Origin of the sequence: Pseudoalteromonas sp. S3260 (assembly GCF_005886925.1) — a bacterium.
GTDB classification, from domain to species: Bacteria; Pseudomonadota; Gammaproteobacteria; order Enterobacterales; family Alteromonadaceae; genus Pseudoalteromonas; species Pseudoalteromonas tetraodonis.
This window is the reverse complement of the sequence record NZ_PNCV01000132.1, coordinates 1-15833: the sequence shown is the minus strand read 5'-3', so window position 1 is coordinate 15833 and position 15833 is coordinate 1. Positions and strand designations below refer to the sequence as shown.

Below are 15833 nucleotides of genomic sequence, written 5' to 3'. Positions count from 1 at the left end.
TATTATCCGGAGTTCAGGTTATCAACACTTTTCAAGCGTATAAATTGTAAATATATGTGTATTTAATACAATAAATTAGGTTAATTGCTCTAATTCGGTAATTAACGTTAATGCGTGTTCATTAGATGTCCCACAAACATCTAAAGTAGCGCTAAAATCACTACACACTTTTGGGCGCGACTCATCACCAAATAGCTTACATAAATTACGCTCATCCAGCTGAATACAACGTTCTCCGGCCTTTTTACCATTTGGCATACCCGGTATTGGCGAGCTAATACTTGGTGCAATACAGCATGCTCCACAGCCTAAACGGCACGCCATTGATTGTGTTTTCATTATAACCTCAGTAATAAATTTTAATTATATTGTTGCTGCTTTGCATTTAAATAGAGCGATTTGCTCTATTTGCAACCGCATTGTGCAATGACTTGTTACATCTTCAAACACACTGTAAACACTTTATTGCGTATCATTAGTTCATCAGCACAATTTATGAAGGAATGTCTTGTGGCGACTAAAAAACAAATAATATTCCCTATCGCGGTCCTTGTTAGTGGCATCGCCCTTGCGGCGGGCTTTTCAGCAATGAAAAAACCACCAGAAGAAAAACCAGAACAAGATACTCGCCCATTGGTTGCAGCACAACCTATTCACCTTGATGCAATCACTCTCGATGTTAAATCGTACGGTATTGTGCAACCTAAAGACCGCACTGAGCTGATTGCTCAGGTAAGTGGCCAAGTTATTTCTGTTGCAGGGCAATTTGTTGAAGGTGCCTTCGTAAAGCAAGGGGATATTTTAGCACGAATTGACCCAAATGATTACGAAGCTGATTTAATTGAAGCTGAAGCAGGCCTTGCCCAAGCAAGTTCAGCGCTTGAGATAGAACGTGCTCAAGCACATGTTGCTAAAGCTGAATGGGAACGCATTAAAGCAGACTCAAGCGATATTACTGCTTCTGCGCTTTATTTGCGTAAACCGCAATTGGCAGAGAAAATGGCACGTTATCGTTCAGCGCAAGCAAGTGTAAAACGTGCTAAACGTAATTTAGAACGCACCTATATTAAAGCCCCCTACGACGCGATTATTAACGCGCGAAGCATTAGCTTGGGTTCTGTTGTAAATCCAGGTAATAGCTTTGGTTCACTCAGTGCCACCTCGGTCGCTGAAGTGCGTTTACCGGTTGCCGATAAAGAGCTGCAATACTTAAATAATGGCGGCATTGGTGCAACAGTGTTATTTAGTGCGCAGTTCGCGGGCAAAGAAACCACATGGCAGGCTAAAGTGGTACGCAGTGAAGGGGTGATAGATCAAAAAAGCCGTATGATCTACTTAGTGGCGCAATTACCAACCCCGTATGCTAACAAAACTCAACCATTGCGTTTTGGCTCCTATGTTAACGCTAGCATAGAAGGTCGTGCAGTTAATAACGCCATTGTTGTGCCACATCATTTAGTCAAAGAAAATAAAATTGCGATATTAAACGACGATTTAACCCTGTCGTTTAAAACTCTTAACATTATACGTGAACAAAACGGCATGGTGATCGCAGACCAAGGGCTCAATGAAGGTGAACAGCTAATTACTTCAGCCCTTGAATACCCTACCGAGGGAATGGCGGTAAAAATTGAAGACGTTGTAACAACCCCAGACGTTACTCAACTTGCACTGAAACAGGAGTAACTTATGTCTACACGTGAAAAAGGCCTAATTGCATGGTTTGCGCGCAACCCTGTTGCAGCAAATCTATTGATGATATTTATACTTATTGGTGGCATTTTAACGGCGTTTACTATTCGCAAACAAATGTTTCCGCAATTTGAAAGTAACTGGATCAGTGTCTCTGCGGTATACCCTGGCGCAGCCCCGCAAGAGGTTGAGGAGGGCATTACCATAAAAGTTGAGGAAAACCTTGAGGGCATAGAGGGAATAAAGCGCCTTATCACCTACTCCAATAGAGGCTCTTCACAAGCGTGGATTGAAATAGAAGAGCAGTTTGATCCGCAAGAAGTACTCGATGAAATTAAAGTACAAGTAGATTCAATCAATACGTTTCCTGCGGGTATGGAGCGCCCTATTGTTCGTCGCGATAAATACGAACAAGAAGTAATGATACTTGCCCTTTACGGTGACATGAGTAACTACCAACTTAAAGAGCTCGGTAACGATATAAAAGACGAGCTTCAGGCACTGCCTAATATTAATTTAGTTAACTTTAATGGTGGCCTTAATTACGAAATTGGTATTGAAGTAAGCCCAGACAAACTGCGTGCTTATGGATTAACGTTTAGAGATATTGCCAGTGCAGTGCAAAGCTTTTCTGCCAATATGTCAGCTGGGCAAATTCGCTCTGAAAATGGCTATATTTCAATGCGCGTTGAAAAACAAGCCTACCGTGGTAGCGAGTTTGCAAAGCTACCGCTGATCACCCTTGCCGATGGCGCGCAAGTATATTTAGGTGACGTTGCCACCATAAATGATGGCTTTGAAGAAGGCCTGCAATACTCAAAATACAATGGTAAAAATTCATTGTCGTTTGAAGTAAACGCCTCTAAAGATCAAGATATTACCGATGTTGCTAAAGTACTTAAAACCTATATGGCTGAAAAAGAATCGCAACTGCCTGCAGGTGTCAAGCTCTCTCCTATTGTTGATTTAACTTACTACCTCGAAGGTCGCCTCGATATGATGGTCGACAATATGATTTGGGGTGGCTTATTAGTTATGTTGGTATTAGCCCTGTTTTTACCATTACGTTTAGCTTTTTGGGTAATGATGGGTTTACCTGTGTCATTTTTAGGTGCCTTTTTGTTTATGCCAATTGGCTTTTTAGATGTCACCATTAATTTAGCCTCGTTATTTGCCTTTATACTGGTGCTTGGGATAGTGGTTGATGACGCCATTGTTGTGGGCGAATCTGCTAGTGCTGAAATAGAAAAACACGGCCATACACTCGATAACGTAGTACGCGGCGTAAAGCGCGTGGCAATGCCAGCCACATTTGGCGTACTTACCACTATTGCGGCATTTTTACCGCAAACTCTTGCCACAGGCCCAGGTGCGGCTTTTTCTAAAGCCATTGGTGGGGTGATTATTTTATGTTTAATTTTCTCACTAATTGAATCAAAACTTATTTTGCCGGCACATATTGCGGCAATGAAAGACCGTAAACCAAATCCAAAAAACCCGCTTCACCGTGCACGTAAAGTAATGGATAACGGCCTAAAAAGTTTTGTTGATAACTACTACACCCCGTTTGTTGGTCGCTGCATTCATTATCGCTATACCGTAATTGTCGGTTTTATATGTTTACTGATTGTCAGTGCGGGAATGTTTGCTGGTGGTTTAGTTAAATTTGTGCCTAATCCTAAAATACCGCACGATTTTCCTCGCATTGATATAGAAATGAACTTAGCGTCTTCTGAGCAAGCAACGCTTGAGACAGCTAAAAAAGTAGAGCAGCTAATACTGAGCGTTGATAACCAGCTCAAAGAGCAATACGGTAAACCGATGATCCGCGATTTATCAGTTAGCTTACGTGGGCGAACGCAAGCAAACATTATGGCTATTTTAGTTGAACCCGACCTGCGCCCTATTGATACCTTTGCACTGAGTGCCTTATGGCGCGAGCAAATGCCTAACTTACCGGGTGTTAAAACCCTAACCATTCAAGACAGTATTATGAACGGGGGTCGAGACGATGGCGATGTAAGCTTTAAACTCGAAGGTAAAAATGCACAAGTACTTAAAGAAGTCGCTGGTAAACTTAAAACCAAGTTACAAAGTATGGAAGGCGTAGGCGATGTTAATGACTCAATGCAAAGCGCTACCGATGAAGTACAGCTAGATTTAAAACCACTTGCTTACAGCATGGGGCTAACCCTTGCCGATGTGGCGTCACAAGTAAGCTTTAGTTATTACGGTCTTGAAGCACAACGTATTCTTCGAGAAGGTGAAGAAATTAAAGTGATGATCCGCTACCCAGAAGATGAGCGTAACTCAATCAGCGATATCGACAGCGTACGTATTATCACCCCAACAGGCGCTGAAGTACCATTAAGTGAAGTTGCTAATATTTCATTAGTTGATGGGGTTAATCGTATTCGCCGTGAAAATTCAAAACGTACAGTAAACGTGTGGGCTGCGGTAAATACTGACCAAGTAGAACCCTTTGCCATTGCACAACAAATTCGTGATGAGTACTTACCTTCATTACTTAAAAACTACCCAGGGGTACAAAGTAATGTGGCTGGTCGTATTCAAGAGGAAATGGATAGCGCTGATGAGCAATTACGTGACTTTGCGCTATCGATGATCATAATTTTTGCATTATTGGCTATTCCTCTGCGCTCTTACTCGCAACCATTAATTATTATGTCGGTCATTCCATTTGGTGTGGTTGGCGCCATGTTTGGCCACATGGTACTAGGTATGACCATGAGCAGCTTATCGATGTTTGGCATTATTGCGGTAGCCGGTGTGGTGGTTAATGACTCACTCGTGATGGTAGATTTTGTAAACAAAGCGCGTGCTGAAGGTGTGGCAATAAAACAAGCGGTAATGCAAGCCGGTGCACGTCGCTTTAGAGCCATATTACTAACTTCAATCACCACCTTTATTGGGGTCATGCCGATTATTATGGAAACCAGCTTACAAGCAAAAATTGTAATACCTATGGCGGTATCGCTCGCTTTTGGTGTGCTGTTTGCCACGGTAATAACGCTTATTCTTATACCGTGTCAGTATGTTGCGCTTGAAGATGCAAAACGCCTGATCCGCAAATGGCGCGGTAAAGATGCCCTAGTCGATGGCCAACCAGCAACGACGAATCACTAAATTAAGTAAAATCCCAACCAAAAAGCTCGGTATTATTATGCCGAGCTTTTTATTTATAGTTATAAAATAGCATTCAACTATTTGCCAGTTTGTCTCCCTACTGGTAATTTAACTCTAAATTTTGCTCTTAAAGGATTAACCATGGGCACATTTCAGCTTATCTTATTTATCGTCTTTGCCGTATTGACTACTCTGGGTTACAAAAAGAACAACCGTAATTTAATGCTATTGGGTGCAATAACTATTTCTTTTGCATTTGTAGGATTAGAATTTTTACTTGGGTTTGATGAGGGATTATCAGGGACTGACTATGAATAAAAAAGTAATACATTGGCCAAGTATGTCACTTTATTTAATCGCCTTATTCACGTTTATCGGTGGCATTATTGACTCCACCTATTCGAGCTTCCTCATTGGCTTTGGCTTTAGTTTTATGGGCTTTGCAAGCATTCGCTTAATCCCTGCAAACTTTCTTACTCGTAAACTAACTAGCCCTATAGCGGAAACTCTCGTTCGCAAAAGAGATATAGCAACACAAATTATCGGATTTTTATTACTCATTATTGGGTTAGCTTTATCTATGCTGTTCAACGTTTAATTGCGTGATTAAAAAGATCCTATGATGAGCATAATAAACTGCTCGTTTTTAATGCCTTTTACGTTATGGTATATAATAATCATAATAAAGTAAGGCACAACTATGAATTCCCCACAGTCTGAACACATTCCTCAAGAAGCATTTGATTGGTATGACGAATACGCCCACGGTTTAATTGATAGACGCACGTTTATGAAAAAGCTTGGTGGCTTAGCCGCATTGGGCTTTTCAATGACAGTGCTTACAGGTGCATTATTACCTAATTACGCACAAGCCGAGCAAGTCTCATTTAACGACGATGACATAAAAGCTACTTACCAAGTATTTGATTCGCCTGATGGCCATGGTTCGGGCAAAGGCTATTTAGTGGTTCCAACAAATACACAAGGCAAGCTACCTGTTGTATTAGTAGTACACGAGAATCGCGGCTTAAATCCGTATGTAAAAGATGTTGCAAGGCGACTGGCTAAAGCCGGCTTTATTGCCTTTGCCCCTGATGCGTTGCACCCACTGGGTGGCTACCCAGGCAACGACGATGAAGGTCGAGCCATGCAACGTACCCTTGATCGCACTAAAATACAAAATGATTTTGTTGCCGCCGCGCATTTTTTGAAGGCGCATCCAAATAGTAATGGTAAATTAGGTGCCGTTGGTTTTTGTTTTGGTGGCTATATTGTTAACTATTTAGCTGCCGTAGACAGTAATTTATTGACTGCGGGCGTGCCCTTTTATGGTACACCTGCAAGTGAAAGCTTACATAAAAACATTAAAGCGCCATTAATGATTCAGTTAGCTGAGCTTGATAAACGCGTTAACGCCACATGGCCTGAATATGAGCAGAGCTTAAAATCAAACAATGTTGATTACACTATGCACATGTACGAAGGCGCGAATCATGGTTTTCATAACGATTCAACTGGCCGCTACGATGAAAAAAATGCCGAACTTGCATGGCAGCGTACATTAGCATTTTTTAATAACCACTTAAGTTAACATTACTAAGCGTGTATTTGTTACTCGTTAATTAATACACGTTTATCAACAATTCCCTCTTTTACTAGCTGATTCAATATGTGAGCGGTTTTTTCTCTGCACACATCGCGTAGTAGTCGTACAGCGGGAGTAATCGATTGTCTGCTTGGGCAAATAAGCCACAGCTCCCCTTGGGTGTGCTGATAGTTTGGCATCACAGTAACAACGCGTTTATTTAATAAGTCATCAGCAATATCTAACGCCGATTTAACCGCTAAGCCTTTATCTGCCACACACCAGCGCCTTACTAAATCGCCATCGTTTGAGGCACGTCTGCCCTGCATTTTTACTTTGTATTTTTTTGGGCCATCGGTAAACTCCCATACATTATTGATAATATCTTGCAGCTGATAAAATAACCCTTGATGCTGCGCTAAATCATCAGGGTGCTCTGGCTCACCATATTTAGCTAAATAGGTAGGTGTGGCACAAAGTAGTCGCGGTACGTTGCAAATTTTAAATCCATAAACACTGCTATCACTTGGGGAGCCATACCGCAGTGCAATATCAACCGAATCACGAAAAAAATCGATATTGCTATCGCTAATGTGCGTACGCAAGCTCACACTTGGGTACCTATCCATAATTTCATCAATCCAGGGGATCACTAGGTTGCGCCCTAAATCAGATGAAGTAGCCACCCGCAATTCTCCCTCAATAGCATCATGTTCTCCTTTGAGGTTTTGCCTTGCCGCTTCAAGTACAGCCAGCGCTTGTTCGCATTGGGGTATGTACCGCTCCCCTGCACTGGATAAACGCAAATGGCGAGTTGTTCTAATAAATAATTCGCAGCCAAGGGCTGATTCTACGCGCTTAATAGCCGCACTGGCGGTTGCTGTGCGCATATCTAACTTAGCAGCAGCTAAAGTAATACTTCGACACTCTGCTACTTTTAAAATCAGTTTTAAGTCATCAATCTGCATATTATCTATTTTTATTTGATAATGATTCAATAATTATGCTGTTTATTTTAAATAAAGCAAATTGTATTATGTTGCTCATACACTCAGTGAACACTGTTTATTAGCCCTTTTTTATTATGGAGAGACTATGACTCACCCTATTATTCGCGACCTTGAAAGCCGCCATACTGCTAAACGTTACGACGCGACAAAGCGCATTTCTCAAGACAATTTAGCGGTATTGTATAGTGCTATGCGTCTTTCTCCTTCGTCAATTAATTCGCAGCCTTGGAAATTTGTAGTGATTGAATCAGACGCTGCAAAAGAGCGTATGCACACTACCTTTGCTAATAAGTTTCAATTTAATCAGCCACACATTAAAGCGGCGTCGCACATTATTTTATTTGCTTACAACCCTAAATATAAACGTGATGACTACGCACAAGTCATTGATGCAGATATTAAAAATGGCCGTACTCAAAGTGAAAACCGCGAACAAGCGTTTGGCGCTTTTGCGTTTGTTGATATGAATACCGATGAGCAAGGCAACAATGCCGCGTGGACCAAAGCACAAACCTACATTGCTTTAGGCAATACTATGCATGCAGCAGCACGCTTAGGGATTGATACCACGCCGATGGAAGGCGTTGATGCACAGCTGATTGGTGAAGAGTTTGCAAGCGAATTAGACGGCTACATCTGTGATGTGGCACTTGCGCTGGGTTACCATGATGCAGAAGAAGACTACAATGCTAAGCTGCCAAAATCACGTTTAAGCAAAAAACAAGTAATTCAGGTTTTATAAGTCAAAGCTGCTCACTTTAAATTGTTAGTGAGCAGCTCACTTTATTAGGCTAGTTTTGTGACCACAGACGCACTAATAACTTTGCCTTGATCAACATCTGCGGTAACAGTGCATAAAGCTCCATTGATTAAATTTAAATTAGGAGGGATGTGACCAATATCGGCATCAATGATCACCGGAAACAAACACCCGCCAAAAGCGGCATTTAAGCCTTGGCGATAATCAAACCCCGGATCTTGCCCCTGTAAGGTTACATGGCGGCCAATAATCACCCCGTTTATATCATCAAACATACCGGCTAATTTGAGTGACAATAAAAACCGTGCAACCGTCGCAGGCGTGAGCTCTGCGCTTTCTAAATAAAGCACAATACCTTGCGAGGCATTATGCTTTTTAAACTCATGCAGTGCTAAAAAAGGCGAATCAAGCAACAGCCCAACCGTATCAAGACACCCACCAAACAATCGCCCTGACATTTCGATACTGCGTTTATCGGTGTAATTTAAACATTGCCACTGGGTTGGCGCGCTGTGATCAAATAATACGTTTGGGTTTTGTGCATAATCAGGCTTGCTATGTTGATGGTAAGTCGAGGGTGCTTGCTCAAACTCACTATTAGCCTCATAGCTTAGGCTTTCAAAAATTTGTAAACAATACGGGTCTTTTTCATCAGGGTGTAATTGAATTAAATTAGCGCTATGCAGTGTTGCCCAATTACATTTTGCTGTCAGTGCACAGGCAATCGTGCTGACATCTGAATAACCCACCAACCATTTAGGTTTGGCATTTTTAATTGCGCCAAAATCAAGTAACGGCAATATTTCCATTGCAAGCTCTCCGCCCATTGGCGGCATAATCGCATCTATTTTATCATCTAATAAAAAGTCCATTAATTGCTTGGCATGCTGCTTAGCTGTAAGTTGAGTTCGCGGCTCGTTTTGACGTAAAAACTCCCCCTCAACAATCTGATAACCTCGATGTTTTAAGCCATTAATGACAATATCTAACCGTGGGTGATATTTTGATTTGATCCCCGCTGATAAAGAACACACGGCGATTTTAGATCCCACTGTTAAAGGTGCCGGATACAGTATATTTGCCATATTATTTCCTTATTGAAGAATAGGTTACTACCATAACAACATAGCCTACATTTACAAACAATGAATAATATTCAACCGATTCTAAACCAAATATAAAAACCAAGCATAAAAAAACCAGTGCTTATTACTAAGCACTGGTTTTTATAAAACGTTAAAGTGAGTTAACTAATTAAATATACTCAACCTCAATGATTTCGTACTCTACATCACCTTTTGGCGTTTTGATAATCACAGCGTCATCCGCTTGTTTACCAATTAAGCCGCGAGCAATTGGTGAATTAACAGAAATTAAATTACTTTTAATATCTGCTTCATCATCGCCAACAATCTGATATTTAACTTCAGCGTCGGTTTCAACATTAACGATGGTTACTGTAGTCCCAAAAATCACTTTACCTGTATTAGGCATCTTTGTTACGTCAATCATCTGCATGTTTGAAAGTTTTGCTTCAATTTCTTGAATACGGCCTTCACAAAAACCCTGTTGCTCACGCGCAGCGTGATACTCAGCATTTTCTTTTAAGTCACCGTGTTCACGTGCATCAGCAATATCAGATACAATTTTTGGACGGGTAACAGTTTTTAATTCGTTAAGTTCATCGCGCAATAATTTTGCGCCACGAACTGTCATTGGAATTGATTGCATACTTTTCTCACTTAATCCCAAGGCCGTGGTTACGGCCCTGGCACATTTCCTTAGTTCAATCGCAGGTGTAGTTCTTGAACAGACGTCACTTTACTGCGGTCATCTGCTTGGTTAGCAGTACAGTTAGCAAATGCCGCATTCAATGTCGTAGTATAATTGGTTTTGTGCTGCAATGCACCACGACGTAACACCTTCGAATCTTCAATCGCTTGGCGACCTTCGGTGGTATTAACGATATAGCTATACTCGCCATTTTTGATTCTATCAAGAATGTGCGGACGACCTTCATATACTTTATTTACACGGCGAACCGTAATTCCAGCATCTTCAAGTGCAGCAGCTGTCCCACCTGTTGCGTCTAGCTCAAAACCAAGTTCTGTCATGGTTTTTGCTAGTTCTACAATACGTGGCTTATCGCTATTACGTACAGATAGTAACGCGCGACCACCACGTGGTAAAGTGTTGCTTGCACCTAATTGTGCTTTTGCAAACGCTTCGGCGAAAGTATCACCAACACCCATTACTTCACCCGTAGAGCGCATTTCAGGGCCACGGATAGGATCCACGCCTTGGAACTTAGCAAATGGCAATACCACTTCTTTTACGCTGTAGTAAGGTGGAATCACTTCTTTAGTAATGCCTTGGCTTGCTAAAGATTGACCCGCCATACAACGTGCCGCTACTTTTGCAAGTGCTACACCCGTTGCTTTAGATACAAATGGTACTGTACGTGCTGCACGTGGGTTTACTTCGATTAGATACACTTTGCCATCTTTAACCGCAAACTGTGTATTCATCAAACCCACTACGCCAAGCTCAAGGGCCATATCAGTTACTTGCTTACGCATCACATCTTGCACTTCTTGCGTTAGCGAGTGAGCTGGTAATGAACATGCTGAGTCACCAGAGTGAACGCCCGCTTGTTCAATATGCTCCATGATACCGCCAATAATCACTTGCTCGCCGTCGCAAATTGCGTCAACGTCAACTTCTATCGCGTTATCTAAGAAACGGTCTAGTAATACTGGCGCTTCATTTGATGCAGATACGGCTTCGGTCATGTAACGACGTAAGTCTTGCTCATCGTATACAATTTCCATCGCACGACCACCTAATACGTACGAAGGACGTACTACCAGTGGGAAACCAATTTCAACTGATTTAAGTAGTGCTTCTTCAGTAGAGGTAACCGTCGCATTTTCTGGCTGCAGTAAGTCTAAACGCTCAACAAGTTGTTGGAAACGCTCACGGTCTTCTGCACGGTCAATGGCATCAGGTGAAGTACCAATTACAGGTACACCGTTAGCTTCAAGCTCGCGCGCTAGTTTAAGTGGTGTTTGACCACCGTACTGCACGATAACGCCTTTTGGCTTTTCAACACGTACAATTTCAAGCACGTCTTCTAGGGTAATTGGTTCGAAGTATAAACGGTCTGACGTATCGTAATCGGTAGATACCGTTTCAGGGTTACAGTTAACCATAATAGTTTCGTAACCGTCTTCACGAAGCGCAAGCGCAGCATGAACACAACAGTAGTCAAATTCAATACCTTGGCCGATACGGTTAGGACCGCCACCAATCACCATGATTTTATCACGGTCAGATGCGTTCGCTTCACACTCTTCATCGTAAGATGAGTACATGTAAGCTGTATCTGAGCTAAATTCGGCAGCGCACGTATCAACGCGTTTGTACACAGGTACAATATTGAGTTGATGGCGCTTTTTACGAATTTCAGCTTCTGACACACCGGCAATTTCTGCAATACGCGGATCAGCAAAGCCTTTGCGTTTAAGTTTACGCAAGAAGTCTGCATTTAAGCCGGCCATACCGACTTCTGAAATTTTAGCTTCATCTTTTAGGATGTCTTCAATTTGTACTAAGTACCAAGGGTCAATCTTAGTTAATTCAAATACATCTTCAACGCTCATACCATGGCGCATTGCATCGGCAATGTACCAAATACGCTCTGCACCTGGCTCACGTAATTCACGAATGATTTTTTCTTTTGCTTTCGGGTCGTCAAGCGCCACAATTGGGTTAAAGCCTGTTGCGCCTACTTCTAAACCACGTAATGCTTTTTGTAATGACTCTTGTTGGTTACGACCAATCGCCATTACTTCGCCTACTGATTTCATTTGCGTCGTTAAACGGTCGTTTGCACCGGCAAATTTTTCAAAGTTAAAGCGAGGAATTTTTGTTACCACGTAATCGATTGAAGGTTCAAACGATGCTGGTGTTTTACCGCCAGTAATATCGTTTTGAAGCTCATCAAGTGTGTAACCTACAGCCAATTTTGCTGCAATTTTAGCAATTGGGAAACCCGTTGCTTTAGACGCCAGTGCCGATGAACGTGATACACGTGGGTTCATTTCAATGATAACCATACGTCCATCAACTGGGTTTACACCAAATTGTACGTTTGAACCGCCGGTTTCAACACCAATTTCACGCAATACGGCCATAGAGGCATTACGCATGATTTGGTATTCTTTGTCGGTTAATGTTTGTGCTGGCGCAACAGTAATTGAGTCACCTGTGTGCACACCCATTGGGTCAAAGTTTTCAATAGAACAAACGATGATGCAGTTGTCTTTTTTGTCACGAACAACTTCCATTTCGTATTCTTTCCAACCAATTAACGATTCATCAATTAATAACTCGCTGGTTGGTGAAAGGTCTAAACCGCGCTCACAGATTTCTTCAAACTCTTCCATGTTGTAAGCCACACCGCCACCGGTGCCGCCCATTGTGAAAGAAGGACGAATAATACACGGTAAGCCGATACGGCTCATAGTATCGCGAGCTTCATCCATTGAATGGGCAATTTCAGCACGTGGACATTCAAGGCCGATGTTACGCATAGCAACATCAAAACGCTCACGGTTTTCTGCTTTATCGATTGCATCCGCCGTTGCGCCAATAAGCTCAACACCATGCTTTGCCAATACACCGTGCTTGTCTAAATCAAGCGCACAGTTTAATGCTGTTTGGCCACCCATTGTAGGCAGGACAGCATCTGGCTTTTCTTTTTCAATGATTTTTTCTACCACTTCCCAGTGAATTGGTTCGATGTATGTTGCATCGGCCATTTCTGGGTCAGTCATGATAGTTGCAGGGTTTGAGTTAACTAATATAACTCGATAGCCTTCTTCTCTAAGTGCTTTACACGCTTGAGCACCAGAGTAGTCAAATTCACAAGCTTGACCTATTACAATTGGGCCTGCGCCTAAGATAAGAATGCTTTTTATGTCGGTACGTTTTGGCATTATTACTCCGGTTAAATTAGTGGTTACGCGCTTGCATCAAATCGATGAAGTGGTCAAATAATGGGGCTGCATCGTGCGGACCAGGACTCGCTTCAGGGTGACCTTGGAAGCTAAATGCTGGTTTATCTGTACGGTGAATACCTTGTAATGTACCGTCAAATAACGATTTGTGCGTTGCACGTAGGTTATCTGGTAATGTGGCTTCATCTGCAGCAAAACCATGGTTTTGTGCGGTGATCATTACGACATCGCGCTCAAGATCTTTAACTGGGTGGTTACCACCATGGTGGCCAAACTTCATTTTTACTGTTTTAGCACCTGAGGCAAGCGCTAATAGTTGATGCCCTAAACAAATACCAAAAATTGGCGTGTCGGTTTCTAAAAAGGTTTTAATTGCATCAATGGCATAAGTACATGGCTCAGGATCACCAGGGCCGTTTGATAAGAAAATACCATCAGGGTTTAAGGCTAGTACGTCAGCGGCAGAGGTTTGTGCTGGGACAACGGTCAGTTTACAACCACGATCAACAAGCATACGTAAAATATTACGTTTAACACCGAAGTCGTAGGCAACAACATGAAACTTTTCATCATCAGCGTGTAAGGTTTTAAACCCCTCGCCTAATGTCCAGCTTGATTCGCGCCACTCAAAATTTTCCTTGGTTGAGACAACTTTTGCTAAATCCATACCTTTTAAACCTGGGAAGGTTTGCGCGGCTTGTAACGCTTTATTTTCGTCTAACTCGTCACCAGCAATAATACAGCCATTTTGTGCGCCTTTATCACGCAAAATACGGGTTAGTTTTCTGGTGTCGATGTCCGCAATACCTAAAATATTACGTTCTTTTAAGTAATCATCTAACGATTGCTCGTTACGAAAATTACTCGCTAGCAGTGGCAAATCACGGATCACTAGGCCTTTAGCCCAAATATGACTCGCTTCTTCGTCTTCGCTGTTGGTACCCGTATTACCGATATGTGGGTACGTCAAAGTTACGATTTGTTCCGCGTACGATGGATCAGTCAAAATTTCTTGATAACCAGTCATAGACGTATTGAATACTACTTCACCGACTGACATGCCGTCAGCGCCGATTGCAGTACCGCGAAACACTGTGCCGTCTTCTAGGACTAACAGAGCGGATTTAGTCAAGTTAAACCTCCTAACAGTAAAAAACGGGAGTAAGCAAATTGCTTAACACCCCGCCAATACTCAGATTATTGGTCAAAACCTGATTTCTGTGAGCTTAAATTGTTTTACGCAGTCTTAAATGATGCCGATGTAAACCACTAAACCTTCATTCATTTTTCTTGCCTAAAACTCTTTTCATTCCCACACAAACCCCGGTTTTGCTAACCATATGAGTATAATTGGAAACACGCATTTAGTAATTTTTGGCAAATTGGCTGCATTTTACATGAAGTTGGCTTTTAGGTCTAACGCTAATTAGTAAATTGCAATAAATAAGTGGTTATAGCAAAAAACCACCTCAAAGCGTTAAAAAAGGAACTTAACTACTTTAAATCTAGCACATCTTGCATGTCATAAAGTCCTGCCGGTTTGTTTTTCAACCACTGCGCAGCTCTTATAGCACCTAGCGCGAAGGTCATTCGCGAACTTGCTTTATGGGTTAATTCAAGTCTTTCTCCCATTGTAGCGAAGTAGGCCGTGTGTTCACCTACTATATCGCCGCCTCTTAGCACCGAATAGCCAATTTCATTTTGTGATTTGGCCTGCTCTATGTTGTTACGATCATAAACAGCAACCTCATCATGATCCCACCCTTTAGCCTGTGCAATCGACTCGCCAATAGCTAATGCTGTACCCGATGGCGCATCGATTTTATGGCGATGATGCGCTTCAAAAATTTCTATATCTAAATCATCGCCTAGTTTTGTCGCTGCCGTTTGCACTAAGTTAAGCAGTAAATTTACGCCCACGCTATAATTACGCGCAAATACAATAGGGATATGTTTAGCGGCATCTGTTAATAGCGCCATATCGTCATGAGTTAAGCCGGTGGTGCCAATTACCATAGGTGTTTTTTGCTCAACGGCTGTTTTTAAATGATTTCTCATGCCTTCAGGCAAAGTAAAGTCTATAAGCACATCTACATTTTCAACCTGCTGTTCACTGCTAAACTTAATCTCTTTTGCCGCTGCGCTATTAAGCTGATTAACGGGCAAGTCTAATAATGGTGACTGACTGCGCACATAGGCCGCCGCTAATTGTGAATTTTTATTGATTGTTGCTGCTTCTACAAGTGCCAGTCCCATACGGCCATTCGCACCAAACACACCTACTCGATTCATCTTTTTACAACCTATGTATTTTTTAGTTAGCTAGATTTTATCTAAAACTCATGTAATAGTCAGGAAAGCTTATAAAAAAGCTTCGATTATTTTAGGGTCTGTTGACCTTTGCGGATTAAAATTTGTTCAAACTAGGAGCGGTTTAATCGCGGCGCGAGGTTTGTAACCTAGTGGGCTCGATAACTGCTCCTGCGTTATTCTACTGGCTTACATCCATGTAAGAATAAGTAAAAACCGAGCAAAGCTTCCGCGTCCTGCTCACGCCCCTTACCTACATCCATGTAGGCAACAAAGAGTAAATCGCCCCTAGGCAGAACCCTTCGGGC

13 protein-coding genes are annotated in these 15833 nt (G+C 42.1%); 6 read left to right on the top strand and 7 right to left on the bottom strand.

The window, feature by feature from the left end; translation table 11 throughout:
* Positions 1-75: 75 nt before the first annotated feature.
* Positions 76-339 (bottom strand): YkgJ family cysteine cluster protein, encoded by a 264-nt coding sequence (locus CWC14_RS16625; protein ID WP_138563993.1) that lies wholly within the window; start codon positions 337-339, stop codon positions 76-78.
* Positions 340-510: 171 nt separating this feature from the next.
* On the opposite strand from CWC14_RS16625, the gene CWC14_RS16620 reads away from it, so the two are divergent.
* The 5 genes from CWC14_RS16620 (at position 511) to CWC14_RS16605 (ending at position 6430) form a co-directional block, all read left to right on the top strand.
* Positions 511-1686, top strand: coding sequence for an efflux RND transporter periplasmic adaptor subunit (locus CWC14_RS16620; protein ID WP_138563991.1), 1176 nt, complete (start codon positions 511-513; stop codon positions 1684-1686).
* Positions 1687-1689: 3 nt separating this feature from the next.
* Positions 1690-4839, top strand: coding sequence for an efflux RND transporter permease subunit (locus CWC14_RS16615; protein ID WP_138563989.1), 3150 nt, complete (start codon positions 1690-1692; stop codon positions 4837-4839).
* A gap of 141 nt (positions 4840-4980) precedes the next feature.
* A complete protein-coding gene (locus CWC14_RS19210) occupies positions 4981-5157 on the top strand; it encodes a hypothetical protein (protein WP_171036868.1) in 177 nt (58 codons plus the stop codon).
* Complete coding sequence (locus CWC14_RS16610; protein WP_138563987.1) at positions 5150-5437, top strand: hypothetical protein; 288 nt, start codon at positions 5150-5152, stop codon at positions 5435-5437. The genes CWC14_RS19210 and CWC14_RS16610 overlap by 8 nt, the downstream gene beginning before the upstream one ends.
* Before the next feature lie 102 nt (positions 5438-5539).
* Entirely contained in the window at positions 5540-6430 is an 891-nt protein-coding gene (locus tag CWC14_RS16605; RefSeq protein WP_138563985.1) for a dienelactone hydrolase family protein, read from the top strand.
* A 20-nt stretch (positions 6431-6450) separates the two neighbouring features.
* Here the strand turns inward: CWC14_RS16605 and CWC14_RS16600 are convergent, their stop codons facing one another.
* Positions 6451-7392: a LysR family transcriptional regulator gene (locus CWC14_RS16600; RefSeq protein WP_138563983.1), complete on the bottom strand. Its 942-nt coding sequence runs from the start codon at positions 7390-7392 to the stop codon at positions 6451-6453.
* Positions 7393-7519: 127 nt separating this feature from the next.
* On the opposite strand from CWC14_RS16600, the gene CWC14_RS16595 reads away from it, so the two are divergent.
* On the top strand, positions 7520-8176 hold the full coding sequence (locus tag CWC14_RS16595; RefSeq protein WP_138563981.1) for a nitroreductase family protein: 657 nt from the start codon (positions 7520-7522) through the stop codon (positions 8174-8176).
* 44 nt (positions 8177-8220) lie between these two features.
* Here CWC14_RS16595 and CWC14_RS16590 read toward each other — a convergent pair whose 3' ends face one another.
* The 5 genes from CWC14_RS16590 to dapB all read right to left on the bottom strand — a co-directional run bounded on the left by CWC14_RS16590 (position 8221) and on the right by dapB (position 15507).
* A complete protein-coding gene (locus tag CWC14_RS16590; RefSeq protein ID WP_138563979.1) occupies positions 8221-9279 on the bottom strand; it encodes a S66 family peptidase in 1059 nt (352 codons plus the stop codon).
* 169 nt (positions 9280-9448) lie between these two features.
* On the bottom strand, positions 9449-9925 hold the full coding sequence (gene greA, locus CWC14_RS16585; protein WP_010388635.1) for a transcription elongation factor GreA: 477 nt from the start codon (positions 9923-9925) through the stop codon (positions 9449-9451).
* 50 nt (positions 9926-9975) lie between these two features.
* Positions 9976-13194: a carbamoyl-phosphate synthase large subunit gene (carB, locus tag CWC14_RS16580; protein ID WP_138563977.1), complete on the bottom strand. Its 3219-nt coding sequence runs from the start codon at positions 13192-13194 to the stop codon at positions 9976-9978.
* Between the two features lie 16 nt (positions 13195-13210).
* Positions 13211-14347 (bottom strand): glutamine-hydrolyzing carbamoyl-phosphate synthase small subunit, encoded by a 1137-nt coding sequence (gene carA / locus CWC14_RS16575; protein WP_138563975.1) that lies wholly within the window; start codon positions 14345-14347, stop codon positions 13211-13213.
* Between the two features lie 362 nt (positions 14348-14709).
* A complete protein-coding gene (dapB, locus tag CWC14_RS16570; protein WP_008463955.1) occupies positions 14710-15507 on the bottom strand; it encodes a 4-hydroxy-tetrahydrodipicolinate reductase in 798 nt (265 codons plus the stop codon).
* Between the last annotated feature and the right edge of the window lie 326 nt (positions 15508-15833).

Coding starts and splice junctions, on each gene's coding strand:
- CWC14_RS16625 (WP_138563993.1), bottom strand. CDS start 339: ATGAAAACACAATCAATGGCGTGCCGTTTAGGCTGTGGAGCATGCTGT.
- CWC14_RS16615 (WP_138563989.1), top strand. CDS start 1,690: ATGTCTACACGTGAAAAAGGCCTAATTGCATGGTTTGCGCGCAACCCT.
- CWC14_RS19210 (WP_171036868.1), top strand. CDS start 4,981: ATGGGCACATTTCAGCTTATCTTATTTATCGTCTTTGCCGTATTGACT.
- CWC14_RS16610 (WP_138563987.1), top strand. CDS start 5,150: ATGAATAAAAAAGTAATACATTGGCCAAGTATGTCACTTTATTTAATC.
- CWC14_RS16605 (WP_138563985.1), top strand. CDS start 5,540: ATGAATTCCCCACAGTCTGAACACATTCCTCAAGAAGCATTTGATTGG.
- CWC14_RS16600 (WP_138563983.1), bottom strand. CDS start 7,392: ATGCAGATTGATGACTTAAAACTGATTTTAAAAGTAGCAGAGTGTCGA.
- CWC14_RS16595 (WP_138563981.1), top strand. CDS start 7,520: ATGACTCACCCTATTATTCGCGACCTTGAAAGCCGCCATACTGCTAAA.
- CWC14_RS16590 (WP_138563979.1), bottom strand. CDS start 9,279: ATGGCAAATATACTGTATCCGGCACCTTTAACAGTGGGATCTAAAATC.
- greA (WP_010388635.1), bottom strand. CDS start 9,925: ATGCAATCAATTCCAATGACAGTTCGTGGCGCAAAATTATTGCGCGAT.
- carB (WP_138563977.1), bottom strand. CDS start 13,194: ATGCCAAAACGTACCGACATAAAAAGCATTCTTATCTTAGGCGCAGGC.
- dapB (WP_008463955.1), bottom strand. CDS start 15,507: ATGAATCGAGTAGGTGTGTTTGGTGCGAATGGCCGTATGGGACTGGCA.